The sequence below is a fragment of the Streptomyces netropsis genome, assembly GCF_014203545.1.
Taxonomy (GTDB): domain Bacteria; phylum Actinomycetota; class Actinomycetes; order Streptomycetales; family Streptomycetaceae; genus Streptomyces; species Streptomyces netropsis.
In genome coordinates this window covers 54,990-77,249 of the sequence record NZ_JACHJG010000001.1, presented here as the reverse complement: position 1 = coordinate 77,249, position 22,260 = coordinate 54,990, and the positions used below count along the sequence as shown (strand labels likewise).

Below are 22,260 nucleotides of genomic sequence, written 5' to 3'. Positions count from 1 at the left end.
AGGTGCGCCACGCCGCTTCGGCACGGACCGCATGGTGCGAGAGTGCTTCCCGGGGCAGACGACGTACATCGGAACGGCCCGACAACACCGTTCGCCGTGGCTGAACCCGCGACGACGGCCGAGGAGTCCCTACAGACATGAGCGACGAGCAGTCACAGCAGCGGCCTCCGGGCGACGGTGACGCGTCGGCGGGCCGGGCGGCCTGGGGCCACGGCGCCCGGCCGGGGCAGCCGGGCCGACCGGGCGGCGGCAGGCCCCGCCGCCCCGAGCGCACCGGCTGGCGCCGGGCCGTGCCCACCTGGCGCATGCTGCTCGGTGGCGTTCTGCTGATCATCCTGCTGATCGCGGGTGGTGTGATCGCGGGATATCTGCTCGTCGACATCCCACCGGCCAACAAGGCCGCCGTCGCCGAGAGCAACGTCTTCCTCTACGCCGACGGCACCCAGCTCGCCCGCGACGGCGAGATCAACCGCGAGAGCGTCGCGCTGACCAAGGTCTCGAAGAACGTCCAGCACGCCGTGCTCGCCGCCGAGGACCGCGACTTCTACTCCGAATCGGCCGTCAACCCCGAGGCGATGGTCCGCGCCGCCTGGAACACCGTCACCGGCAAGGGCAAGCAGTCCGGCTCCACCATCACCCAGCAATACGTCAAGAACTACTACCTCGGCCAGGAACAGACCATCAGCCGCAAGATGAAGGAGTTCTTCATCGCGATCAAACTCGACCGCGAAGTGACGAAGGACGACATCCTCGAGGGCTATCTGAACACCAGCTACTTCGGCCGGAACGCCTACGGCATCCAGGCCGCCTCCCAGGCCTACTACGGCAAGGACTCCGACAAGCTCGACACCGCCGAGGGCGCCTACCTCGCCACCCTCCTCAACGCCCCCAGCTCCTTCGACGTCGGCGCCCACCCCGAGAACAAGCAGCGCGCCCTGAGCCGCTGGAACTACGTCCTCGACGGCATGGTCAAGAAGAAGTGGCTCACCCCGGCCGAGCGCGCCACGATGAAGTTCCCGCCGCCGGGCAAGTCCAAGGCCCGCAACGGCATGTCGGGCCAGCGCGGCTATCTCGTCGAAGCCGTCAAGGACTACCTCACCGCCAACAAGATCGTGGACGAGCAGACCCTCGCCGCCGGCGGCTACCGCATCACCACCACCATCAACCGCAAGAAGCAGGACGCCTTCGTCAAGGCCGTGCAGCGGCAACTGATGGACGAACTCAGCCCGGACCGCAAGGTCGACAGCTACGTCCGCGCCGGCGGCGCCTCCATCGACCCCAGATCGGGCAAGGTCGTCGCCCTCTACGGCGGCGTCGACTACACCAAGCAGTACGTCAACAACGCCACCCGCCGCGACTACCAAGTCGGCTCCACCTTCAAGCCGTTCGTCTTCACCTCCGCCGTGCAGAACGACTCCACCACCCAGAACGGCCGCCCCATCACCCCGAACACGATCTACGACGGCACCGACGGCCGTCAGGTCCAGGGCCCCGGCGGGCCCGTCGGCTACAGCCCGGAGAACGAGGACGGCAAGTCCTACGGCCCCATCACCGTCACCAAGGCCACCGACCTGTCCGTCAACGCCGTCTACGCGCAGATGGCCCAGGACGTCGGCCCCGCCAAGGTCAAGGACACCGCCATCGCCCTCGGCATCCCCGCCAACACCCCCGACCTGACCGCCACCCCCTCCATCGCCCTCGGCGTCGCCACCGCGAGCGTCCTGGACATGACCCAGGCCTACGCGACCCTCGCCAACCACGGCAGGCACGGCGCGTACTCGCTGGTCCAGAAGCTCGCCAAGGGCGGCGAGAACGTCAAGCTCCCCAGCAAGAACACCAAGCGGGCCGTCCCCCGCGAGGCCGCCGACACCACCACGTCCGTCCTCCAGAGCGTGGTCGACAACGGCACGGGCGCCGCGGCCCAGATGGCCGGGCGGCCCGCGGCCGGCAAGACCGGCACCGCGGAGGAGGACAAGGCCGCCTGGTTCGCGGGCTACACCCCCGACCTCGCCACCGTCGTCGCCGTCATGGGCCAGGACCCCGACAGCGCCGAGCAGAAACCGCTCTACGGGGCGACGGGCCTGTCCCGCATCAACGGCGGCGGCTACCCCGCCGAGATCTGGGCCGCGTACACCGCCGACGCGCTGGAGGGCACCCCCGTCAAGGAGTTCGACCTGGAGACGATGAGCGGCGGCGCCCCGCTCATGGAGACGCCCGAGTCCTCGCCGCCGCCGGCCACGTCCAGCGCCCCGCCGACCTCCTCCGCCCCGCCGACCACCACCCGCCCGACGCCGCCGGGCCCGCCGACCGACTTCCCGTCCCCGATCGTGCCCCCCGGCCCGCCGTCGGACTTCCCGTCCCCACCGGACATCCCGTTCATCCCCGGCCCGAACGGAGGGCAGGACGGACGCGGCGGGGAGGACCGGGAGTCACTGCTGGGGGACTTGTAGCGAGGGGCGGCGCATGGGGGTCAGTGGCCCGAGGTCGCCTTCAAACCCACCACCGCGACCAGCAGCAGCACAATGCTGCAATCTCCCGGGGGTAACCCCCGTACCCCCAGCCGAATCAGTGGCCTGAGGTCGCCTTCAAACCCACCACCGCCACCAGCAACAGCACGATGAAGAAGATCCGCGCGGCGGTCGCCGGTTCACCCAGCACCACCATGCCGAGCACCGCCGCGCCGGCCGCGCCGATACCGACCCAGACGCCGTACGCCGTACCGATGGGAAGGGTCTTCGCGGCCTGCGCGAGCAACAGCATGCTGGCCGCGATACCCGCCACGGTGAACACGCTCGGCCACAGCCGGGTGAAACCCTCGGTGAACTTCATGCCGATCGACCAGCCGACCTCGAGCAGACCGGCGACGGCGAGCAGGATCCATGCCATGACGGCACCTCCGTGAAACGTGCTTCAACAGGGGTGCGTCGTCTTGTCATGACCCGGTACGGCGCGTCTCGTCGGGTTCTCCCGACCGTAGCAAACCGAACGGATTCACGGATTCACAAGTCCGCAGGAACAACAGGTCAGGAATTACAGGTACAGCCCCGTGGAGTCCTCGGACCCCTCCAGGCGCTCCGCCGCCACCGCGTGCAGATCCCGCTCGCGCATCAGGACGTACGCGACCCCGCGCACCTCCACCTCGGCGCGGTCCTCCGGGTCGTACAGCACCCGGTCACCCGGCTCCACCGTACGGACGCTCTGCCCGACCGCCACCACCTCGGCCCACGCCAGCCGACGGCCCACCGCCGCCGTCGCCGGGATGACGATGCCGCCGGTGGACCGGCGCTCGCCCTCGGGAATGTCGGTCCGGACCAGCACCCGGTCGTGGAGCATCCGGATGGGCAGCTTGTCGTGGGTGGTGTTCGCGCTCACGCCATGACCGTACCTGGCCGCGCGGGATGCCGAGGCCATAGGTCGCGGATCGGCCCGTACCGGCTACGGACGACGACACTCCCCACCGGCTACCAGCCGACCCCCGTCCACTACGGAACGATCACGCCTTGTTACGCCGCGAAGAGACCGTGAGCAGGCCCACCACGCCCACGACGACCATCGCCACCGGCACGATCCGCTCCAGCCGCGGCGCGCCCTCCTCCGTCACGAACCGCGCCCGTACGTCCTCGACGATCCGGTTCGCGGCCACGTAGGCCCGCCCGGCGGTGTGGTCCACCTTCGAGGCCACCTTGGCCTTGGCGTCACCGATGATCGTCTTGGGGTGCATCCGCACCCCGATCTCGTCGAGCGTCACGGCGAGCTCGCTCCGCCTGCGGGCGATGTCCGCCTCGATCTGCGCAGGGGTCCTGGCTTCCGGCACCGCGCTGCCTCCGTCGTCTCGATAAGAGTGATTAAGACTGATGATGGACAGTCTGTCAGCTCGCCCGGCCCCGTGCCCCGCGGCACCCCCGATCGGGGAGCTGGCTAGTCTCGGGAGTCGACACGTCCTGGACACGGCGTGCGAAAACCCTCGAGGAGAGCCATGAGCGAGCGACTGCAGCCCGGCGACACCGCCCCCGCCTTCACCCTGCCCGACGCGGACGGCAAGCAGGTCTCCCTCGCCGACCACAAGGGCCGCAAGGTCATCGTCTACTTCTACCCCGCCGCCCTGACCCCCGGCTGCACCAAGCAGGCCTGCGACTTCACCGACAACCTCGAATTCCTGGCCGGCCACGGCTACGACGTCATCGGCGTCTCCCCCGACAAGCCGGAGAAGCTCGCCAAGTTCCGCGACGTGGAATCCCTCAAGGTCACCCTCGTCGGCGACCCCGACAAGACGGTCCTGGAGGCCTACGGCGCCTTCGGCGAGAAGAAGCTCTACGGCAAGACCGTCACGGGCGTCATCCGCTCCACCGTCATCGTCGACGAGGAGGGCAAGGTCGAGCGCGCCCTCTACAACGTCAAGGCCACCGGCCACGTCGCCAAGATCATCAAGGATCTGGGGCTGTAAGCCCCGGACCCCGGTCACGACCCAGGACGGGCTGGATCTTCCAGCCCGTCCGGCGTTCGAGGACGCCCGCCGCAGGCGCAACGGTCCCGCACGGGGACCCGTTACGCATCCGCCGGCGGCGGATCCGCCTCCGGCAGGTCGAGGACGACCTGCGCCCCGCCGCCCTCCGCCGTACCGAACTCCAGCGACGCACCCAGCACCACCGCCTGGCCCACCGCGATCGTCAGCCCCAGACCATGCCCGGTGCCACGCTCCGGCGCCGCCGTACGGAACCGCCGCGGCCCCTGGTCCACCAGCTCCGGCGGATAGCCGTCACCATGGTCCCGGACCACGATCCGCGTACCCTCCACCCGGATCTCGATCGGCGGCTTCCCGTGCTTCGCCGCGTTCCCCAGCACGTTCACCAGGATCCGCTCCACCCGACGGGCGTCCGTCGCCACGATCCGGCCCTCGCCGACCACCTCGACCGCCACGTCCTCGACACCGCGCTGCCCACGCGCCCGCTTGACGATCCCGTGCACCAGCGACGGCAGCTCCACCGCGTCCAGCTGCGCCCGCTCCCGCCCCGCGTCCAGCCGGGACACCTCCAGCAGGTCCTCCACCAGCACCCGCATCGTCTGCGCACGCTCGCGCACCATCTCCACCGCCCGCGGATGCGGCAACAGCTCCGCCGACGCCACCAGCCCGGCCACCGGCGTCCGCAGCTCGTGCGCCACATCCGCCGTGAACTCCCGCTCCGCCTCCACCCGCGCCGCCAACGACGCCGCCATGTGATGCACCGAGCGGCCCAGCTCCGCCACCTCGTCACGGCCCCCCGTCGCCAGCGCCTCCGCGTCCGGCGCCGCACCCGCGGCGATCCGCCGCGCCGCCGCCGCACTACGCCGCAACCGCCGCGACAGGCTCTGCGCCACGAACCACGCCACCACCGCCATCAGCACGACCGTCGCCACACCGGCCACCACCAGGGCCCGGTCCAGCGCCGTCTGCAACGGATCCCGGTCCGGGTACGAAGCCGACACCGACAACACCTTGTCGTCACCGACCCCGGTCGCCGCCCACACCCGCGGATCGCCACCGGTGCTGATGTACGTCCCCGACTCACCCCGCGCCACCGCCTGCGACAACGCGAACGGCAGCGCCGAATCGTCGAGCTGCGCGCCGAGCGCGAGCGTCCCGTCACGGTGGTACACCTGGAGCGCCGAACTCAGCAGCTCGTCCTGGAACGCCATGGCCTGCCGGCTGCGCTCCAGCCCGGAGATGTGGTGCACGGCCACGCCGAGGAACACGACCGCCAGCGCGGCGACGAAGGAGATCGCGAGGGCGATCCGGCCACGGATACCCATCACGCGATCGAGAAGATTTCCGTCTGGTCCCCGACGCGCGTGGCGCCCGTGTACTCGACCTCGAGCCCCGTGAAGGCCATCTTCCCGTCCACGTTCTTCGCCCCGTAGAGGCGGAACTTCGCCGGGTACGACGCCGACGCGGCACCGTTCGCACCACCGGACACCTGCACCACCCCACTGCCCTCGGCACCCGCAGCCCCGTAGCTGACCCACTTGATACCGCTCGCCACCATGCCGGCGTTCGAGCAGTTCAAAATGATGCTCTCCGGCCGCACGGCCGGGGTGCCGACCCCGCACTCCCGCACACCCGGCAGCTGTCGCGGCTCCGAGTCCTCGATCTCCGTCGGCTCGTCCTCGGCCGCCCGCGCCTTCTGCGCCGCCGCCGTCTTCGGCGCCTTGGACACCGTGCTCGTCCGCTCCGAGGCCTCGCTGAACCACAGCCCGCCGCAGACCAGAACGGCCGCGACCGCCAGGGTCGCGACAACGGTGCGCAGAGTGGCCCAGCGAGGCGCGGCGCGGTCGGTCATCGGGCTCTCTTCCTCGTTCACGGGGGGATGGTTCGTCCCCCGTGTTGAGTGACGGTGAAATCACGCCGCGCGTTCCCTCCGGACCCGACGAGCTGTCCTCCGGGTGACCAATCTCGCGAAGAGGCGAGGGAACGGTTTGAGCCGTCGGCAATCGCGCAGAAGTGCTGTTCGTGCGTGTCCCGTACGAACAGCACTGCGCGGCAGCGCGGCCGACGGACGGAACCGACGCCGACGACCCGACCGAGAAGGAGCCGAGCCGTGCCCACCGGCAGCACCACCGAGGCCGACGCCGAAACCGATCGCGACCGCGACCCGCAGGCGGTCAGGCGCCACAGAGCCCTCTTCCGGGCCGCCGCCCGCCGCAAGAACCCCCGCCTGCGCCGCACGGACATCACCGTCACGGACGAGAAGACCGTCAGACGCGCGGTGAAGGCGGCGGCCCTCGGCAACGCCATGGAGTGGTTCGACTTCGGCATCTACAGCTACCTCGCCGTCACCATCGGCGATGTCTTCTTCCCGTCCGGGAACGACACGGTCCGGCTGCTGTCCTCGCTCGCGACGTTCGCCGTCGCCTTCCTCGTGCGTCCCCTGGGCAGCCTCTTCTTCGGCCCCCTCGGCGACCGCGTCGGCCGCAAGCGCGTCCTCGCGCTGACCATGATCCTGATGGCGGTCGGCACCTTCGCCATCGGTCTCATCCCCTCGTACGCGACGATCGGCTTCTGGGCCCCGGTCCTGCTGATCTGTTTCCGGATGCTCCAGGGCTTCTCGACCGGCGGCGAGTACGGCGGCGCCGCCACCTTCATCGCCGAGTACGCGCCCGACAAGCGCCGCGGCTTCTTCGGCAGCTTCCTCGAATTCGGCACCCTGGCGGGCTACGTCGGCGCGGCCGGCCTCGTCACGGTCATGACCGCCACGCTCGGCGCCGACACCATGGGCGACTGGGGCTGGCGCATCCCCTTCCTCGCCGCCGGCCCGCTCGGCCTCGTCGGCCTCTACCTGCGGCTGAAGCTGGAGGACACCCCGGCCTTCCAGAAACTGGAGGAGGAGAACGGCTCCGGCGAGCACCTCACCAGCGAGACCACCGAACTGCGGCAGATCTTCGTCACCCACTGGTCGCGGCTGGCCCTGTGCGTCGTCCTGGCCGGGGCGTACGGCATCACCGACTACATGCTGCTGTCGTACATGCCGACCTATCTGACGGACCAACTGGACTACGACGACACCCACGGCCTGCTGATCCTGATCGGCACGATGGTCCTGCTCATGGCCGTCATCACCTTCGTGGGCCGCCTCAACGACCGAATAGGCCGCAAGCCCCTGCTGATGGCCGGCATGGCCGGCTTCTTCGCCCTGTCGGCCCCGGCGTTCCTGCTCCTGAAACAGGGCAGCGCGGTCGCGGTGGCGGGCGGCATGCTGATGCTCGGCCTGCCCCTGGTCTGCCTCCTCGGCACCATGTCCGCCGCCCTCCCCGCCCTCTTCCCCACCCACGTCCGCTACGGCTCGCTGTCCATCGGCTACAACCTCTCCACGTCCCTCTTCGGCGGCACGACGCCGCTGGTCATCACGGGCCTGATCAGCGCCACGGGCAGCGACATGGTGCCCGCGTTCTACACGATGGCGGCGGCGCTGGTGGGCATGGTGGCGGTGGCCTGCATGAAGGAAACGGCCCGCCAGCCGCTGGAGGGCTCGCCGCCGTCGGTGGCGACGAAGGAGGAGGCGGCGGAAATGGTCAACTCGGCTGCACCGGAGCCGAAGTTCTGACATATCCCGCCGACGGCGTAACTGTCCGATGATCCCCTCGTTGGTGAGTTCGAGGCTGCGAACGGATGCGTGGTCTCGAACCCAGGAATCCATCGGTCGTTCGGAGGGGAAACCATGCCGGTCAGTCCGTACACCCGGGAACGTCTCACGGAGGCCGCGAGAGCGGCGCGGACGCTGTCGGAGGCACTGGAGAGACTCGGGGTCGATCCGAAGAGCTCGACACGGCGCTATATCCACGGCCGCATGAAGCGCATGGGCATCGACACCGCGCATTTCCAACGCGAGGGGGCTCGTTGGACCCAAGAGATTCTCGAATCCGCAGTCGCCGCTTCGACGAACATGTGTGAGGTCCTACGAAATCTCGGCCTGGAGGCCGTGGGAGGCCATCACACCCACATCAGTCGGCGGATCCGAGCACTCGGCATCGACACCTCGCATTTCCCGCCACGCGGCGGTGTCCACGGAACGCGGAAGAAGCGACGTCACCGGACGCCCGAGGAGCTCTTGGTCTTGCAGGACCCTGTCGGCGCTCGCCGTGAACACAGCGATCGCCTCAAACGAGTCATGCTGGAACGCGGGGTCGCCGACCGTTGTGCTCTCTGCGACACCCACCCCATATGGCAGGGCTGCCCGCTCCCACTCGAAGTGGATCACGTCGATGGGAACTGGCGGAACAACCACATCGAGAATCTGCGACTCCTCTGCCCCAACTGCCACTCGACAACCGACACTTATCGGGGACGGGGCAAACGGCGCCGAACAGCTACCACCTCCTCGCAAACTGGTGACAGCCGATGAGCAGCAGCGCCCGCTACACCAAGGAACGGATGACCGAAGCGGCACAGCAGTGCACAGACATCGAGGGCGTCATAGCCTTCTTCGGTACCCGCCCCTACGGCCGTCTCCACCGATATCTGTTCGAGCGCTTCGCGCACTTCGACATCGATGTGTCGCACTTCCGCCGCCGTGAGTACCGCAGGAGCGCCCCCCGACCGTCGGAAACTTCCCTCCGCGAAGCCGTATCCGCATCCTTCTCCGTAGCCGGCACTCTGCGGCGGCTCGGTAAGCCGAACAGCAGCAGACAGCGCGATCTACTGCGCCAGTGGACAGCCGACGACGGTATCTCGACATCGCACTTTCTCGGGCAGGCGCACCAGCGCGGCAAAACCGGGGCCACGCCCAGAAGGGCTCCTGATCAGATACTCGTCAAGCACAGCGGTACACGGCGCACGAAGACGGTGATGCTGCGCCGGGCGTTGCGCGAGATCGGCGTTCCCGAGGTTTGCGGGAGTTGCGGCACCGGCCCCGTATGGCGCGGGAAGCCCATGACCCTGGAGGTCGACCACATCAACGGCGACTGGACCGACGACCGGCGGGACAACCTCCGACTGCTCTGCCCCAACTGCCATGCCACCACCAGGACCTGGTGCCGAGGGGGGAGCCACCGAAGTAAGCGATAGGCCCCCGGATGCCCCGTCAGCCGCCAGCCGCTACCATGGCTGGCGGCTAGCGGTCGTGGCGGAACTGGCCTACGCGCAACACTTAGGATGTTGTGGGAGAAATCCCTTGAGGGTTCGAGTCCCTCCGACCGCATTCCTTTGAATCAAAGGTCCGGCTCGCAAAAGCGCGAGCCGGACTTTTGACGTTCGTCAGCCCAACAGCTCCCGAACCACCGGCGCAAGCCCCCGGAACGCCTTCCCCCGGTGGCTGATCGCGTTCTTCTCCGCCGCCGTCAGCTCCGCGCAGGTGCGGGTCTCGCCCAGGGGCTGGAGGATCGGGTCGTAGCCGAAGCCGCCCGAGCCCGCGGGTTCGTGGCGGAGGGTGCCTTCCAGGCGGCCCTCGACCACGCGTTCCGTGCCGTCCGGCAGGGCCAGTGCCGCCGCGCAGGCGAAGTGGGCTCCCCGGTGTTCCTCGGCGATGTCGCCCAGTTGGGCGAGGAGGAGGTCGAGGTTGGCCTTGTCGTCGCCGTGGGTGCCGGCCCAGCGGGCGGAGAAGATGCCGGGGGCGCCGTTCAGGACGTCGACGCAGAGGCCGGAGTCGTCGGCGACGGCCGGGTGGCCGGTGGCGCGGGCCAGGGCGTGGGCCTTGAGGAGGGCGTTCTCGGCGAAGGTGACGCCGGTTTCCTTCACGTCGGGGATCTCGGGGTAGGCGTCGGCCCCGACGAGTTCGATGTCGAGGCCGGCGCCCTCGAGGATGGCGCGGAGTTCGGTGACCTTGTTGGCATTGCGGGTGGCGAGGATCAGGCGCTTCATGGTTCCGATTATCCGGGCCGGGACGCCGCGGCACCGGAGGGCCCGGCCTACTTCGACGTGCAGACCTTCGTCAGCTCGCCGGCGGCGTCCTTGATCGGGCTCAGGTCGGGGACCTCGTTGCGGTCGACGGCCTTCCGGGCGTTGTCGACGGCGCCCTGGAGGTGGTCGACGACCTTGTCGAGGTCCGGGTTATCCGTCTTGTCCTTGAGCTTCTTCGCGTCCGCGTCAAGGGTGTCCAGGGCCTCGTCGGCCTTGCCGGGGTCGTCGGCCGCGTTGCCCACCGCGCGCTGGAGGTCGTCGACGTCCTGGCCGACGTCGACGACCAGCCGCGCGCAGTCGACGGCCTTCTCCGCCGCGCTGCACCCGACGGCCAGCGGAACGGCCAGGGCGACGACGGCGAGAGCGGCGATGGCGGTGGTACGGCGGTGGCGTACGGGCCTGGTGCGGCGCACGGACATGGGACGGTTCCCTCCCCGTTGACGGGCTACGGGCGCATGGTCTTCGAGACCATACGCCCGTATCTCTGTACTGCTATGAACGCGCGCGCGGCGTCGAACGGTTGCCTTTCGTCCTGGCGGACTACAGCGTCGCGGCCAGCGCCTCGCGCTGTGCCACGTCGAGGGCCCCGCAGCCGGCGACGGCGAGGTCGAGCAGGGCGTTGAGCTCGTCGCGGGCGAAGGGCTCGGCCTCGGCGGTGCCCTGGACCTCGACGAAGCGGCCGTCGCCGGTGCAGACGACGTTCATGTCGGTCTCGGCGCGGACGTCCTCCTCGTAGCAGAGGTCGAGCAGCGGGACGCCGCCGACGATGCCGACGCTGACGGCGGAGACCGTGCCGGTCAGCGGCTGGCGGCCGTGCTTGATGAGCTTCTTGCCCTGGGCCCAGGTGATGGCGTCGGCGAGGGCGACGTAGGCGCCGGTGATGGCCGCGGTGCGGGTGCCGCCGTCGGCCTGGAGGACGTCGCAGTCGAGGACGATCGTGTTCTCGCCGAGCGCCTTGTAGTCGATGACGGCGCGCAGCGAGCGGCCGATGAGGCGGGAGATCTCGTGGGTGCGGCCGCCGATCTTGCCGCGGACGGATTCGCGGTCGCCGCGGGTGTTGGTGGAGCGCGGCAGCATCGAGTACTCGGCGGTGACCCAGCCCTCGCCGCTGCCCTTGCGCCAGCGGGGCACGCCCTCGGTGACGCTGGCGGTGCAGAAGACCTTGGTGTCGCCGAAGGAGACGAGTACGGAGCCTTCGGCGTGCTTGCTCCATCCACGCTGGATGGTCACCGGGCGGAGCTGTTCGGGGGTGCGGCCGTCGATGCGAGACATGGTGATGAGCCTATCCGCATCGCGAAGGGCCCCGTTCCGGTTCCGTGTGAACCGGTGCGGGGCCCTTCGGGGGGAGCTCAGTGGCTCACATCATGTCTTCGATCTCGCCGGCGATCGGGTCGGCGTCGGTGCCGATGACGACCTGGATGGCGGTGCCCATCTTCACGACGCCGTGCGCTCCGGCTGCCTTGAGGGCGGCCTCGTCGACGAGGTCGGGGTTCACGACCTCGGTGCGCAGTCGGGTGATGCAGCCCTCGACCTCTTCGATGTTGTCGAGCCCGCCGAGCCCGGCGACGATCTTCTCAGCCTTGGAAGCCATGTGCACTCCTGGTTGTCTCGGCCCTTCGGCGGTCTCGCCGACCGGCTTTCACACGGTAACCCACGTTCAGCCCAACTACGCGGGCATATGTCCGCCATCTAACGAAAGATGGCGACCACCCGGCGGTGCGTTCCGGGAGGCCCCGAACTGCACCACGAGTGGTCTACACCAGTATGCGGCACACACCGAGGGAGCTGTCGCCCGGGCGGCGGCCTGGAGGACGCAGATGAGCTCGAACGCGGCGGCGGTGCCGGAGGGGGCGAAGGGGCGGGCGTCGGGCAAGAAGTGGACGCAGACACTCTTCCAGAACCTCCAGAAGATGGGCCGCAGTCTTCAGCTGCCGATCGCCGTCCTCCCCGCCGCGGGCATCCTCAACCGGCTCGGCCAGCCCGATGTGTTCGGCAAGGACGGCCTCGGCTGGACCGACGTGGCCAAGGTGATGGCGGGTGCGGGCGGTGCGCTGCTGGATTCGTCGCTGGGGCTGCCGCTGTTGTTCGCCGTCGGTGTGGCGATCGGCATGGCGAAGAAGTCGGACGGTTCGACGGCGTTGGCGGCGGTCGCGGGTTTTCTCGTCTATTACGCGGTGCTGCACCAGTTCCCCATCGGCTGCCCGGCCGGTTCCAAGCACATCCCGATCGGGTTGCTGGCGGGGGTGTGCGTCACCGCGGGGGGCGAGCCGGCCGCGGCGGGGTATCAGAACCCGGGGGTCTTCGGCGGCATCGTGATGGGTCTGCTGGCGGCCTGGTTCTGGCAGCGGTACCACCGGGTGAAGCTGGTCGACTGGCTCGGCTTCTTCAACGGCCGGCGGCTCGTCCCGATCATCATGGCGTTCGTGGCGATCGGCTTCGCGGCGTTGTGCCTGTGGATCTGGCCGCCGGTGGGTGATGCGCTGACGAGCTTCAGCAAGTGGCTGGTCGATCTGAGTTCCCTGGGTGCGGGCATCTTCGGTGTCGCGAACCGTGCGCTGCTGGTGATCGGTCTGCACCAGTTCCTGAACGTCTTCGTGTGGTTCCAGTTCGGCGACTACACCAAGCCGGACGGCACGGTCGTGCACGGTGACATCAACCGGTTCCTGGCGGGCGACCCGACGGCGGGCCAGTTCACGTCCGGCTTCTTCCCGATCATGATGTTCGCCCTGCCGGCGGCGGCGCTGGCCATCACGCACTGCGCCAGGCCGCATCGCCGCAAGGTGGTCGGCGGCATGATGCTGTCGGTCGGCCTCACGTCGTTCGTCACGGGCATCACCGAGCCGATCGAGTACTCGTTCCTCTTCATCGCCCCGCTGCTGTACGTGGTGCACGCGCTGCTCACCGGCGCGTCGATGGCGATCACGTGGGAGCTGGGGGTGCACGACGGCTTCAGCTTCTCGGCGGGGCTGATCGACTACGTCATCAACTGGGGGCTGGCGACCAAGCCATGGTTGATCATTCCGATCGGGCTGTGTTTCGCCGTGGTCTATTACGCGATCTTCCGCTTCGCGATCACGAAGTTCGATCTGCCGACTCCGGGGCGGGAGCCGGAGGAGGTAGCGGAGGAAATCGAGCAGGAGAACGTCAAATAGCGGAACGCGAAGTGAGGGGAGCGTGACGCTGCGCCGACCCCTTGCCCGCCGGGCGGAACGGCCCCCGAGTCCTTGGACCCGGGGGCCGTTCGGCGTGTGGCTCAGGCCATGGAAGTATGGATTCCTTTATGCCCGCTTCACGTGCTACAACAGGTCTAAACCACTGAGTGGTGTAGACCATAAGCGGGCCGACCCCCTTCCCGAGCGCCCGCCTCACCTGGAGGAATCCGATGAGTACGGCCACCAAGGCGGCGCCCGAAGAGGCGCAACCGGAGAAGAAGAAGCGCGGCGCCGGCGCGATGGCGGTCGCCCAGCGCATCGGGCGCAGCCTCATGCTGCCGGTCGCGGTACTGCCCGCCGCCGCCCTGATGGTCCGGCTCGGCCAGGGCGACATGCTGGGCAAGGAGTCGTTCCCGGCGTTCCTCAACAAGATCGCCGAGTTCATGTCCGCCGGTGGCGGCGCGATCCTCGACAACATGGCGCTGCTGTTCGCCGTCGGTGTCGCGATCGGTTACGCCAAGAAGTCCGACGGCTCCACCGCGCTGGCCGCCGTGGCCGGTTACCTGGTCTTCCAGAAGGTGCTGGGCACCTTCACCGACGGCAGCCTCCCCAAGAAGGAGGCCGTGGTCGACCACAAGGTCGCCATGGTGGAGCAGGCGGTCGACGCCAAGGTCCTCGGCGGTGTGGTGATAGGCCTCGTCGTCGCGCTGATCTACCAGCGCTTCTACCGCACCAAGCTGCCCGACTGGGCGGGCTTCTTCGGTGGCCGTCGTCTGGTGCCGATCCTTTCGTCCTTCGCGGGTCTGCTCATCGGTGTGGTCTTCGGCTACATCTGGCCGGTGCTCGGCACGGGTCTGCACAACTTCGGTGAGTGGCTGGTCGGCTCCGGTGCCGTCGGTGCGGGCATCTTCGGTGTCGCCAACCGCGCGCTGATCCCGGTCGGCATGCACCACCTGCTCAACTCCTTCCCGTGGCTGCAGGCCGGTTCGTACGACGGCGCCAAGGGCACCGTCAACGGCGACATCGCCCGCTTCCTGGCCGGTGACCCGAACGCCGGCCAGTTCATGACCGGCTTCTTCCCGATCATGATGTTCGCCCTCCCGGCCGCGTGCCTCGCGATCGTGCACTGTGCCCGTCCCGAGCGCCGCAAGGTCGTCGGCGGCATGATGTTCTCCCTCGCGCTCACCGCGTTCGTCACGGGTGTGACCGAGCCGATCGAGTTCACCTTCATGTTCGTCGCGCCGGTGCTGTACGCGATCCACGCGGTGCTGACCGGTGTCTCGATGGCCCTGACCTGGGCGCTCGGCATGAAGGACGGCTTCGGCTTCTCGGCCGGTGCGGTGGACTTCGTGCTGAACCTGGGCATCGCCACGAAGCCCTGGCTGCTCGTCGTGGTGGGTCTGTGCTTCGCGGCCCTCTACTACGTGGTCTTCCGCTTCGCGATCACCAAGTTCAACCTGCCGACGCCGGGCCGTGAGTCCGACGCCGAGCTCGCCGAGCTGGCGAAGGCCGAGGCCAAGTAGCTCTTCCCGTCCTCCCCTGGACGACGAAGCCCCCGCGACGCGCACGGTTGTCGGGGGCTTCGTCATGCCCGCGGGCGGGCGCCGGTGCTACAGCTCGTACACCGCTCCGGCGCGGGCCAGCTCGGCCGGGCCGTCGTAGACCGAACGGGCGTCGCGGAGGTTGGCGAGGGGGTCGGTCCACGGGGGGATGTGGGTGAGGACGAGACGGGCGACGCGGGCGCGGGCGGCCTGTTCACCGGCCTCGCGGCCGTTGAGGTGGAGGTCCGGGATGTCCTCCTTGCCGTGGGTGAAGGACGCCTCGCACAGCAGGAGGTCCGTGTCCAGGGCGAGGTCGTGCAGGGCCTCGCAGGGGCCGGTGTCGCCGGAGTAGACGAGGGAGCGGTCGCCGTTCTCGACCCGGAAGGCGAAGGCCTCGACCGGGTGGCGGACCCGGTCGGTGCGGATCGTGAAGGGGCCGAGGGTGAACTTGCCGGGGGTCAGCGTGCGGAAGTCGAAGACCTCGCGCATGGAGGCCTCGTGCGGGACGTCGCCGTAGGCGGTGCTCAGCCGCTCCTCCGTGCCCTCCGGCCCGTAGACGGGGATGGCCGCGGCGCGGCCGCCGTCGTGGCGGTAGTAGCGGGCGACGAAGTAGCCGCACATGTCGATGCAGTGGTCCGGGTGCAGATGGGACAGCAGCACGGCGTCGAGGTCGTAGAGACCGATGTGGCGCTGTAGCTCGCCGAGGGCGCCATTGCCCATGTCGAGGAGCAGCCGGAAGCCGTCGGCCTCGACGAGGTAGCTCGAGCAGGCCGATTCCGTGGACGGGAACGACCCCGAGCATCCGACGACGGTGAGCTTCATGCGGGCCTGAACCTCCGTGGGCTCGTTACGGGGGGCCATGCGGTGCGTCGAGCGTAAAGCGCGGGACGGGCGGTCGCTCCTCCGTGGGGGGACGTTGTGGGCGAAGTCACCGGTAAGGACGCCGCTGCCCGTGTCGCGCCGGGGCGGGTGAGGGGTGCTCCGGCAGGGGGAACGAGAGGGGGAGCACCGGTACGGTCGGGGCATCGGGCACGGCATGGGCGACGGCCGGAGGGAGTGGGCGTGGACACCTCGTGGTGGCTCGCGGTGGCCGCGGCCGCGGCGTTGGGCCTCGCGGCGGCGTTGGTGGACGGGCTGGGCCGGCTGCGCGGCCGGGCGCGGCGTACGGGCGTGCGGGGACGCCCGCCGGCCCGTCGTCCGGTGCCGCGGGCGACGCCGGGGCGGCCGCGCGCCCGGGAGATCTGGTGGGCGCGGGTGCCGTACGAGGACGGGCCCGGGGGCAAGGACCGGCCGTGTCTGGTGCTGTCCGTGCACGGGAACACGGCTCTGGTCGCGAAGATCACCAGCCGGTACCACGACGAGCGCCCGGGGGTGATCCCGCTCGCTCCGGGATCGGTGGTCGACGCGCAGGGGCGGGAGAGCTTCCTGGAGTCGGGTGAGCTGCGCCGGGTGCCGCTGGGGGACTTCCGGCGCCGTCAGGGCGAGGTGGACCCGGCCGTGTGGGACCAGGTGCGCCATCTGGGCTGACGCCGGCCGTCACCCTCTGGGGTGTTCGCCCGGCCGGTACCCGGCCGTCGCCGATCGGGCCCTGCCCGACCGCTCGGCGCGAGCGCTCCGCCCGGGGCGGGCCCTCGGTCGGACCGTCCACCGTCGGCCCGGTTCGAGGCCGGGGCCGGACCACCGCTCGGCGGTGTCCGGCGCGGAGACGGAGCCCGACCGCCAGGGCAGCCCCTACGGGTGAGGCAGCGCCCGTGGTCGGCCCGTCCCCGCGGGACCGGCCGGGGCCCGGGGCCGACCCTCGCGGGCCCGCATCCGGGTGCCGCCCGGGCGGCGGCCGGCCGTCGCCGTTCGGGCCGTGCCCGGCGCGGAGGCGGAAGCCGGCCGCCGGGGCGCAGCCCCTACGTCCGAGGCGGCACCCACGGCCGGTCCGGCCCTCCGGTCCGCGCCCGGGGAGGGCAGGGCCTTCCCCGGGCCCGTCCGGCGGATCTTCGTGGGCTCCCGGCGCCCGGCACGCGCACTCGCCGCGTTGCCGGGGCCGCCCGAGTGCGCCCGGTACGAGGGCGACCCTCCGCCGTGCGATCGCACGCTCCACCGGCTACCGCCGGGAGGTGCCCCCAACGCCGCTCGCCGATCCACGAAGATCCGCCGGACAGGCCTAGGCCCAGAGCTGGCCGTGCAGTGTCTCGACGGCCGCTTCCGTCGTGGGCGCGGTGTAGACGCCCGTGGAGAGGTACTTCCAGCCGCCGTCGGCGACGATGAAGGCGATGTCGGCGCGCTCCCCCGCCCGCTCGGCCTTGCGCGCCACCCCGATGGCGGCGTGCAGGACCGCGCCGGTGGAGATGCCCGCGAAGATGCCCTCCTCGGCGAGGAGTTCGCGGGTGCGGCGGACGGCGTCCTCGGAGCCCACGGAGTAGCGGGTGGTGAGGACGGATTCGTCGTACAGCTCGGGGACGAAGCCCTCGTCGAGGTTGCGCAGGCCGTAGACGACGTCGTCGTAGCGCGGCTCGGCGGCGACGATACGGACGTCCGGGACCTGCTCGCGCAGATACCGGCCGACACCCATCAGGGTGCCGGTCGTGCCGAGGCCGGCCACGAAGTGGGTGATCTCGGGGAGGTCCGCGAGGATCTCGGGGCCGGTGGTGGCGTAGTGCGCGCCGGCGTTGTCGGGGTTGCCGTACTGGTAGAGCATCACCCAGTCGGGGTGCTGCCCGGCCAGCTCCTTCGCCATGCGCACGGCCGTGTTGGAGCCTCCCGCGGCGGGCGAGGGGATGATCTCCGCGCCCCACATGGCGAGCAGCTGGCGCCGCTCCTCGCTGGTGTTCTCCGGCATCACGCACACGATGCGGTAGCCCTTGAGGCGGGCGGCCATGGCGAGGGAGATGCCGGTGTTGCCGGAGGTGGGCTCCAGGATGGTGCAGCCCGGGGTCAGCCGGCCGTCCTTCTCCGCCTGCTCGATCATGTGCAGGGCGGGGCGGTCCTTGACCGAGCCGGTGGGGTTGCGGTCCTCCAGCTTCGCCCAGATCCGGACGTCCGGGGACGGGGACAGGCGGGGCAGGCGGACGAGCGGGGTGTTGCCCACCGCGGCCAGGGGGCTGTCGTAGCGCACGGTCAGTCCCGGCCGCCGGCGACCGCCGGGAGGATGGTGACGCTGTCGCCGTCGCCGAGTTCGGTGGCGATGCCGGCGAGGAAGCGGACGTCCTCGTCGTTGAGGTAGACGTTGACGAAGCGGCGCAGCTCGCCGCCGGCGGCCTCGTCGACCAGGCGCTCGCGGATGCCCGGGTGGCGGCTCTCGAGGTCCTTGAAGAGCTCGTCGATCGTGGCTCCGCTGCCCTCGACCGCCTTCCGGCCGTCGGTGTAGGTGCGGAGGATGGTCGGGATGCGGACCTCGATGGCCATGGTTGTGCTCCTGTCGGAGTGCGGGGGAGTTCGTCGGTTCGCGCGGGGCGCGGGCGAAGCGGGCGCCGCGGCTCTCACTCGGCGGCGCCGCGCGGACACAGCGCGGCGGCGAGGCGGCACAGATCGACGTGCCGCCGCGCCACGAGCAGGGTGCCCGGCGCCTTCTCGATCACGTCGTGGAAAACCATGGGCACATGGTATCGATTCCCCCTGCTCGCGCCGGAAGTTCGTCCCGCATTGCGGACCATCGGATCTTGTTGGCCGGGTTACGTCGGTCAGTACGCCTCGACGACGCGCACGTCCTCCTCGGTCACCACGCCGTCCACGATGCGGTACGAGCGGAACTGGAAGGGCCCGGCGTCGTCGGTGTCGGCGGTGGAGACGAGGACGTAGTGGGCGCCGGGCTCGCTCGCGAGGCCGATGTCCGTGCGGGAGGGGTAGGCCTCGGTCGCGGTGTGCGAGTGGTAGATGACGACGGGTTCCTCGTCGCGGTCGTCCATGTCGCGGTAGAGCTTGAAGAGGTCGGTGGAGTCGAACTCGTAGAACGTGGGCGAGCGGGCCGCGTTGAGCATCGGGACGAACCGCTCGGGGCGGCCGCTGCCGGCCGGGCCGGCCACCACGCCGCACGCCTCGTCGGGGTGGTCGGCGCGGGCGTGCGCGACGATCTGGTCGTACAGGGCCTGGGTAATGGTCAGCATGTTCGTCAGGATATGCAGACGGGCCCGTCCGTACCGAGAGTGGTACGGACGGGCCCGGGTGCTTCGGACGGCGGGTGCGTCAGTGGGTCTTCTCGACCTCGTCGACGTGGACCGTGTAGTCCTTGCGGGCGAAGGCCTGCGGGTTACGGCTCTTGAGGACGTAGTAGGAGACGACCATGATCGCGGCCCAGATGGGCGCGCAGTAGAGCGAGACGCGCGAGTTCTCGTCGATGCCCATCAGCACGATGACCATGAAGATGAAGGCAAGGGCGAAGAGGCTCGTCCAAGGGGCGCCGGGGGCGCGGAACTCGGACTGCGGGAGCTCGCCGCGGTCGGCCTTGCGGCGGTAGCGGAGCTGGGCGACCAGGATCATGATCCAGGCCCACATACCGGAGATGGTCGCGAAGGAGACGACGTAGTTGAACGCCTCGCCCGGCCACTGGTAGTTGATCCACACACCGACGAGCATCAGCGCGGCGGAGACGCTGGTGCCGCGCAGCGGCAGACCGTTCTTGGTGAGGTGTCCCAGGAACTTCGGGCCCTGGCCGTTGAGCGCGAGGTCGCGCAGCATGCGGCCGGTGGAGTACATGCCGGAGTTGCAGGAGGACAGCGCCGCGGTCAGGACCACGAAGTTGACGATGCCGGCACCGGCCGGCAGGCCGATCTTCTCGAAGGCCGCCACGAACGGGCTGACGCCCGGCATGAACTCGGTCCACGGGACGACGGACAGGATGATGATCAGGGCGCCGATGTAGAAGACCGCGATGCGCCACGGGACGGTGTTGATCGCCTTGGGCAGGGTCTTCTTCGGGTCCTTGGCCTCGCCCGCGGTGACGCCGACGAGCTCGACGGCGAGGAAGGCGAACATCACGATCTGCAGCGTCATCAGCGTGCTGCGGATGCCGTTGGGGAAGAAGCCGGAGTGCGACCAGAGGTTGGTGAAGGTGGCGGTGTCACCGGCGTCGGAGAAGCCGACCGTGATCACGCCGATGCCGATCAGGATCATGCCGATGATGGCGGTGACCTTGACCATGGAGAACCAGAACTCCAGCTCACCGAAGAGCTTCACGGAGATCAGGTTGGCGAAGTAGAGGATGACCGTGAAGGCCAGCGCCGACGCCCACTGCGGGATGTGGAAGCTGCTGTCCTTGGTCCAGAAGTTCACATAGGTCGCTGCCGCGGTGACCTCGGTGATGCCGGTGACGACCCAGAAGAGCCAGTACGTCCAGCCGGTCACGTACCCCCAGAAGGGGCCGAGGAACTCACGTGCGTAGTCGGAGAAGGAGCCCGAGACCGGGCGGTACATGAGCAGCTCACCGAGCGCCCGCATGATGAAGAAGATGACGAGGCCGGCTATCGCGTAGGCCAGGATCAGGCTGGGCCCCGCCTTGTGAATGGCCGTGCCCGCGCCGAGAAACAGGCCGGTGCCGATGGCACCGCCGATGGCGATCATCTGGATCTGTCGGTTGCCCAGACCACGCTGGTAACCCTCGGAAGCGTCCTGTCCGCTTCCGTCCTGCCCTGCGGTCCCCGCGTCTGCGGTACGGTCCGCGACCTGCTCAGAGGTCATGGTGGTGCGCCTTTCTCCATACCGACCCGGTGCGTCCGGATCGGGTCCCGATCCCCCCGGATGGAGTTCCTGAAAAAACGCCGACGGTCGGCCGGCTAAGCGCTCCCGCCGTGACATGGGTGGCGTCACGGAGGCAGGTCGTGAAGATTTATCACACGCGGACAGGAGATCGTTCAACGGAGTGTGACCGGCGTCACACGCGAAGTAGGACAAATGTAAAGAGCAGCACCAAATGCTGCCACTACGGTGACGGGATCGTTATGCGGGGTGGAATGTCCGGTGATCGGACACCCCTCGCCGGGTGTCCGTATTCCGGACATCCCGGCCGCCCGAACCCGGGGGATCGGGACATCCCGGGCCGACCCCTTACCGGCCCCGGGCCACCCGCGGAGCCTCCGGGCGGCCTGAAGCGGCACATGGCGGCGCAGCGCGCTGCGCCGCCACTAGGCCATCAGTGACTCGACGAGCGTCTCCTGCAGACCCCCGAGCCACAGGTACGCCATCACCATCGGCTTGCGCGGGTCCTCGTCCGGCAGCCGGAAGAGCTCGTCGCTGTCGTCCTCGTCGCCGATCTCCAGCCGGGTCCCGATGGCGAGGCGCAGGTCGTTGAGCGCGCCGAGCCACTGCCGGCACTCGTCGGCCGACAGCCGCAGCACGGCGTCGCTGTCACCGCCGTCGTCGCCGCCGTCCAGGGTCAGCGAGTCGAGCGCGTGCACGACGGCGAGGGCGTCGTCACGCTTGCGGGCGCGCAGGTCGTTCTCGGTGTAGCGGCGGAATTCGGCGGCGTACGCGCGGGCCTGCGCGTCCTGCTCGGAGCCGGGGGCGCCGTAGGCGTCGGGGAAGAGCCGGGCCAGTGCGGGATCGGCGGGCGGCTCGCTCGGGCCCTCGGCGAAGAGCCGGGCGAGCGGGTCGGCTTCTTCCGGGCCCTGGTCGGCGCCGGGCCCGATCAGCTCCAGGAGCTGCACGGCCAGGCTGCGCAGGATGGAGACCTCGACCTCGTCCAGGACCACGGCGGCCCCGCCGCCGGGGAGCGGCTCGAAGTGCCCGGCCATCAGCGGTCCTGCGACAGGGTCGCCCAGAGGCCGTAGCCGTGCATCGCCTGCACGTCGCGCTCCATCTCCTCGCGGCTGCCGCTGGAGACCGTGGCGCGGCCCTTGTGGTGCACGTCGAGCATCAGTCGGTGTGCCTTGTCCTTGGAATAGCCGAAGTACGCCTGGAAGACGTACGTCACATAACTCATGAGATTGACGGGGTCGTTGTGGACCAACGTGACCCAGGGGACGTCCGGTTCGGCCACCGCGTAGGGGGCCTCGCTCGACTCGGGACGTTCGATCTCGACCGGTGCGACGCTCACCACTGCTCCATCGTTGCGTTCTCCGCCCACGAGGCCCACGGGACGGAGCAGCGGGTCGCCCTCGTCCACGGCCCGGTGGCCTCGTGTGCGTCGCTCACGCCTTCTCCATCGTTCGCTTCTCCGCGCACGAGGCGGAGCTGCGGATCGCCCTCGTCCACGGCCCGGCGGCCTCATGTGCGTCGC

General features: G+C 69.7%; 25 protein-coding genes, 1 tRNA gene and 1 riboswitch. Of the genes, 9 read left to right on the top strand and 17 right to left on the bottom strand.

Features of this window, described 5'->3' with window-relative positions; translation table 11 throughout:
• Nucleotides 1–137 precede the first annotated feature (137 nt).
• On the top strand, nt 138–2,450 hold the full coding sequence (locus FHS38_RS00370) for a transglycosylase domain-containing protein (protein WP_184729478.1): 2,313 nt from the start codon (nt 138–140) through the stop codon (nt 2,448–2,450).
• A gap of 115 nt (nt 2,451–2,565) precedes the next feature.
• Here FHS38_RS00370 and FHS38_RS00365 read toward each other — a convergent pair whose 3' ends face one another.
• The 3 genes from FHS38_RS00365 to FHS38_RS00355 all read right to left on the bottom strand — a co-directional run bounded on the left by FHS38_RS00365 (nt 2,566) and on the right by FHS38_RS00355 (nt 3,814).
• Nucleotides 2,566–2,886: a DMT family transporter gene (locus tag FHS38_RS00365; protein ID WP_130878019.1), complete on the bottom strand. Its 321-nt coding sequence runs from the start codon at nt 2,884–2,886 to the stop codon at nt 2,566–2,568.
• 32 nt (nt 2,887–2,918) lie between these two features.
• Nucleotides 2,919–2,982: riboswitch (guanidine-III (ykkC-III) riboswitch) on the bottom strand.
• Between the two features lie 48 nt (nt 2,983–3,030).
• Nucleotides 3,031–3,411 (bottom strand): GroES family chaperonin, encoded by a 381-nt coding sequence (locus FHS38_RS00360; RefSeq protein WP_130878020.1) that lies wholly within the window; start codon nt 3,409–3,411, stop codon nt 3,031–3,033.
• A gap of 82 nt (nt 3,412–3,493) precedes the next feature.
• Nucleotides 3,494–3,814: a DUF3618 domain-containing protein gene (locus FHS38_RS00355; RefSeq protein ID WP_184729476.1), complete on the bottom strand. Its 321-nt coding sequence runs from the start codon at nt 3,812–3,814 to the stop codon at nt 3,494–3,496.
• A 162-nt stretch (nt 3,815–3,976) separates the two neighbouring features.
• Between FHS38_RS00355 and bcp the strand changes: the two genes are divergently transcribed.
• Nucleotides 3,977–4,444 (top strand): thioredoxin-dependent thiol peroxidase, encoded by a 468-nt coding sequence (gene bcp, locus FHS38_RS00350; RefSeq protein WP_184729474.1) that lies wholly within the window; start codon nt 3,977–3,979, stop codon nt 4,442–4,444.
• Between the two features lie 101 nt (nt 4,445–4,545).
• On the opposite strand, the gene FHS38_RS00345 is transcribed toward bcp, so the two are convergent.
• Complete coding sequence (locus FHS38_RS00345; protein WP_184730988.1) at nt 4,546–5,787, bottom strand: sensor histidine kinase; 1,242 nt, start codon at nt 5,785–5,787, stop codon at nt 4,546–4,548.
• Nucleotides 5,787–6,335: a hypothetical protein gene (locus FHS38_RS00340; protein WP_229821914.1), complete on the bottom strand. Its 549-nt coding sequence runs from the start codon at nt 6,333–6,335 to the stop codon at nt 5,787–5,789. Before FHS38_RS00340 ends, FHS38_RS00345 begins: the two co-directional genes overlap by 1 nt.
• 237 nt (nt 6,336–6,572) lie before the next feature.
• Here FHS38_RS00340 and FHS38_RS00335 point away from each other — a divergent pair, with 237 nt between their 5' ends.
• The 4 genes from FHS38_RS00335 (at nt 6,573) to FHS38_RS00320 (ending at nt 9,668) form a co-directional block, all read left to right on the top strand.
• Nucleotides 6,573–8,075 (top strand): MFS transporter, encoded by a 1,503-nt coding sequence (locus FHS38_RS00335; RefSeq protein ID WP_184729472.1) that lies wholly within the window; start codon nt 6,573–6,575, stop codon nt 8,073–8,075.
• 114 nt (nt 8,076–8,189) lie between these two features.
• On the top strand, nt 8,190–8,873 hold the full coding sequence (locus FHS38_RS00330; RefSeq protein ID WP_184729470.1) for an HNH endonuclease signature motif containing protein: 684 nt from the start codon (nt 8,190–8,192) through the stop codon (nt 8,871–8,873).
• On the top strand, nt 8,870–9,535 hold the full coding sequence (locus tag FHS38_RS00325; protein ID WP_184729468.1) for an HNH endonuclease signature motif containing protein: 666 nt from the start codon (nt 8,870–8,872) through the stop codon (nt 9,533–9,535). The genes FHS38_RS00330 and FHS38_RS00325 overlap by 4 nt, the downstream gene beginning before the upstream one ends.
• Nucleotides 9,536–9,584: 49 nt before the next feature.
• Nucleotides 9,585–9,668, top strand: a tRNA-Leu gene (locus FHS38_RS00320).
• A gap of 56 nt (nt 9,669–9,724) precedes the next feature.
• Here FHS38_RS00320 and rdgB read toward each other — a convergent pair.
• The 4 genes from rdgB to FHS38_RS00300 all read right to left on the bottom strand — a co-directional run bounded on the left by rdgB (nt 9,725) and on the right by FHS38_RS00300 (nt 11,957).
• A complete protein-coding gene (gene rdgB / locus FHS38_RS00315; protein WP_184729466.1) occupies nt 9,725–10,327 on the bottom strand; it encodes an RdgB/HAM1 family non-canonical purine NTP pyrophosphatase in 603 nt (200 codons plus the stop codon).
• Nucleotides 10,328–10,374: 47 nt separating this feature from the next.
• A complete protein-coding gene (locus FHS38_RS00310; RefSeq protein WP_184729464.1) occupies nt 10,375–10,785 on the bottom strand; it encodes a hypothetical protein in 411 nt (136 codons plus the stop codon).
• A 121-nt stretch (nt 10,786–10,906) separates the two neighbouring features.
• Nucleotides 10,907–11,638 carry a ribonuclease PH gene (gene rph / locus FHS38_RS00305; protein WP_184729462.1) on the bottom strand — a complete coding sequence of 244 codons (732 nt, stop codon included), beginning with the start codon at nt 11,636–11,638 and terminating at the stop codon, nt 10,907–10,909.
• 85 nt (nt 11,639–11,723) lie between these two features.
• Nucleotides 11,724–11,957, bottom strand: a complete 234-nt coding sequence (locus FHS38_RS00300; protein WP_130878031.1) for a PTS sugar transporter subunit IIB — start codon at nt 11,955–11,957, stop codon at nt 11,724–11,726.
• Between the two features lie 226 nt (nt 11,958–12,183).
• Between FHS38_RS00300 and FHS38_RS00295 the strand changes: the two genes are divergently transcribed.
• Together FHS38_RS00295 and FHS38_RS00290 are read left to right on the top strand one after the other, a co-directional pair.
• Nucleotides 12,184–13,518, top strand: coding sequence for a PTS transporter subunit EIIC (locus tag FHS38_RS00295; RefSeq protein ID WP_184729461.1), 1,335 nt, complete (start codon nt 12,184–12,186; stop codon nt 13,516–13,518).
• Between the two features lie 230 nt (nt 13,519–13,748).
• Nucleotides 13,749–15,041 (top strand): PTS transporter subunit EIIC, encoded by a 1,293-nt coding sequence (locus tag FHS38_RS00290; protein WP_184729459.1) that lies wholly within the window; start codon nt 13,749–13,751, stop codon nt 15,039–15,041.
• Between the two features lie 87 nt (nt 15,042–15,128).
• Here FHS38_RS00290 and FHS38_RS00285 read toward each other — a convergent pair whose 3' ends face one another.
• Complete coding sequence (locus FHS38_RS00285; RefSeq protein WP_184729457.1) at nt 15,129–15,881, bottom strand: MBL fold metallo-hydrolase; 753 nt, start codon at nt 15,879–15,881, stop codon at nt 15,129–15,131.
• A 240-nt stretch (nt 15,882–16,121) separates the two neighbouring features.
• Here FHS38_RS00285 and FHS38_RS00280 point away from each other — a divergent pair, with 240 nt between their 5' ends.
• Nucleotides 16,122–16,586 carry a type II toxin-antitoxin system PemK/MazF family toxin gene (locus FHS38_RS00280; RefSeq protein ID WP_184729455.1) on the top strand — a complete coding sequence of 155 codons (465 nt, stop codon included), beginning with the start codon at nt 16,122–16,124 and terminating at the stop codon, nt 16,584–16,586.
• A 628-nt stretch (nt 16,587–17,214) separates the two neighbouring features.
• On the opposite strand, the gene FHS38_RS00275 is transcribed toward FHS38_RS00280, so the two are convergent.
• From FHS38_RS00275 to clpS, 7 genes are all read right to left on the bottom strand, one after another.
• The gene (locus FHS38_RS00275) at nt 17,215–18,165 is read right to left on the bottom strand and encodes a PLP-dependent cysteine synthase family protein (RefSeq protein WP_184729453.1); all 951 of its coding nucleotides are present in this window, start codon (nt 18,163–18,165) and stop codon (nt 17,215–17,217) included.
• Nucleotides 18,166–18,167: 2 nt separating this feature from the next.
• Nucleotides 18,168–18,455, bottom strand: a complete 288-nt coding sequence (locus FHS38_RS00270) for a MoaD/ThiS family protein (protein WP_184729451.1) — start codon at nt 18,453–18,455, stop codon at nt 18,168–18,170.
• Between the two features lie 74 nt (nt 18,456–18,529).
• The gene (locus tag FHS38_RS35945) at nt 18,530–18,643 is read right to left on the bottom strand and encodes a putative leader peptide (protein WP_311775264.1); all 114 of its coding nucleotides are present in this window, start codon (nt 18,641–18,643) and stop codon (nt 18,530–18,532) included.
• 87 nt (nt 18,644–18,730) lie between these two features.
• On the bottom strand, nt 18,731–19,153 hold the full coding sequence (locus FHS38_RS00265; RefSeq protein ID WP_184729449.1) for a M67 family metallopeptidase: 423 nt from the start codon (nt 19,151–19,153) through the stop codon (nt 18,731–18,733).
• 79 nt (nt 19,154–19,232) lie between these two features.
• Nucleotides 19,233–20,723, bottom strand: a complete 1,491-nt coding sequence (locus FHS38_RS00260; protein ID WP_184729447.1) for an amino acid permease — start codon at nt 20,721–20,723, stop codon at nt 19,233–19,235.
• A 443-nt stretch (nt 20,724–21,166) separates the two neighbouring features.
• Nucleotides 21,167–21,775, bottom strand: coding sequence for a DUF2017 domain-containing protein (locus FHS38_RS00255; RefSeq protein WP_184729445.1), 609 nt, complete (start codon nt 21,773–21,775; stop codon nt 21,167–21,169).
• Entirely contained in the window at nt 21,775–22,077 is a 303-nt protein-coding gene (gene clpS / locus FHS38_RS00250; RefSeq protein ID WP_130878040.1) for an ATP-dependent Clp protease adapter ClpS, read from the bottom strand. The genes FHS38_RS00255 and clpS overlap by 1 nt, the downstream gene beginning before the upstream one ends.
• Between the last annotated feature and the right edge of the window lie 183 nt (nt 22,078–22,260).

Bases quoted from the DNA above. Each gene is read 5' to 3' on its own strand.
- FHS38_RS00260 (WP_184729447.1), bottom strand. From the start codon at position 20,723: ATGACCTCTGAGCAGGTCGCGGACCGTACCGCAGACGCGGGGACCGCA.
- FHS38_RS00360 (WP_130878020.1), bottom strand. From the start codon at position 3,411: ATGGCCTCGGCATCCCGCGCGGCCAGGTACGGTCATGGCGTGAGCGCG.
- FHS38_RS00265 (WP_184729449.1), bottom strand. From the start codon at position 19,153: ATGCTGACCATTACCCAGGCCCTGTACGACCAGATCGTCGCGCACGCC.
- FHS38_RS00365 (WP_130878019.1), bottom strand. From the start codon at position 2,886: ATGGCATGGATCCTGCTCGCCGTCGCCGGTCTGCTCGAGGTCGGCTGG.
- FHS38_RS00290 (WP_184729459.1), top strand. From the start codon at position 13,749: ATGAGTACGGCCACCAAGGCGGCGCCCGAAGAGGCGCAACCGGAGAAG.
- FHS38_RS00285 (WP_184729457.1), bottom strand. From the start codon at position 15,881: ATGAAGCTCACCGTCGTCGGATGCTCGGGGTCGTTCCCGTCCACGGAA.
- FHS38_RS00325 (WP_184729468.1), top strand. From the start codon at position 8,870: ATGAGCAGCAGCGCCCGCTACACCAAGGAACGGATGACCGAAGCGGCA.
- FHS38_RS00310 (WP_184729464.1), bottom strand. From the start codon at position 10,785: ATGTCCGTGCGCCGCACCAGGCCCGTACGCCACCGCCGTACCACCGCC.
- FHS38_RS00300 (WP_130878031.1), bottom strand. From the start codon at position 11,957: ATGGCTTCCAAGGCTGAGAAGATCGTCGCCGGGCTCGGCGGGCTCGAC.
- FHS38_RS00270 (WP_184729451.1), bottom strand. From the start codon at position 18,455: ATGGCCATCGAGGTCCGCATCCCGACCATCCTCCGCACCTACACCGAC.
- FHS38_RS00255 (WP_184729445.1), bottom strand. From the start codon at position 21,775: ATGGCCGGGCACTTCGAGCCGCTCCCCGGCGGCGGGGCCGCCGTGGTC.
- FHS38_RS00345 (WP_184730988.1), bottom strand. From the start codon at position 5,787: ATGGGTATCCGTGGCCGGATCGCCCTCGCGATCTCCTTCGTCGCCGCG.
- FHS38_RS00330 (WP_184729470.1), top strand. From the start codon at position 8,190: ATGCCGGTCAGTCCGTACACCCGGGAACGTCTCACGGAGGCCGCGAGA.
- rph (WP_184729462.1), bottom strand. From the start codon at position 11,638: ATGTCTCGCATCGACGGCCGCACCCCCGAACAGCTCCGCCCGGTGACC.
- FHS38_RS35945 (WP_311775264.1), bottom strand. From the start codon at position 18,643: ATGGTTTTCCACGACGTGATCGAGAAGGCGCCGGGCACCCTGCTCGTG.
- bcp (WP_184729474.1), top strand. From the start codon at position 3,977: ATGAGCGAGCGACTGCAGCCCGGCGACACCGCCCCCGCCTTCACCCTG.
- FHS38_RS00295 (WP_184729461.1), top strand. From the start codon at position 12,184: ATGAGCTCGAACGCGGCGGCGGTGCCGGAGGGGGCGAAGGGGCGGGCG.
- rdgB (WP_184729466.1), bottom strand. From the start codon at position 10,327: ATGAAGCGCCTGATCCTCGCCACCCGCAATGCCAACAAGGTCACCGAA.
- FHS38_RS00370 (WP_184729478.1), top strand. From the start codon at position 138: ATGAGCGACGAGCAGTCACAGCAGCGGCCTCCGGGCGACGGTGACGCG.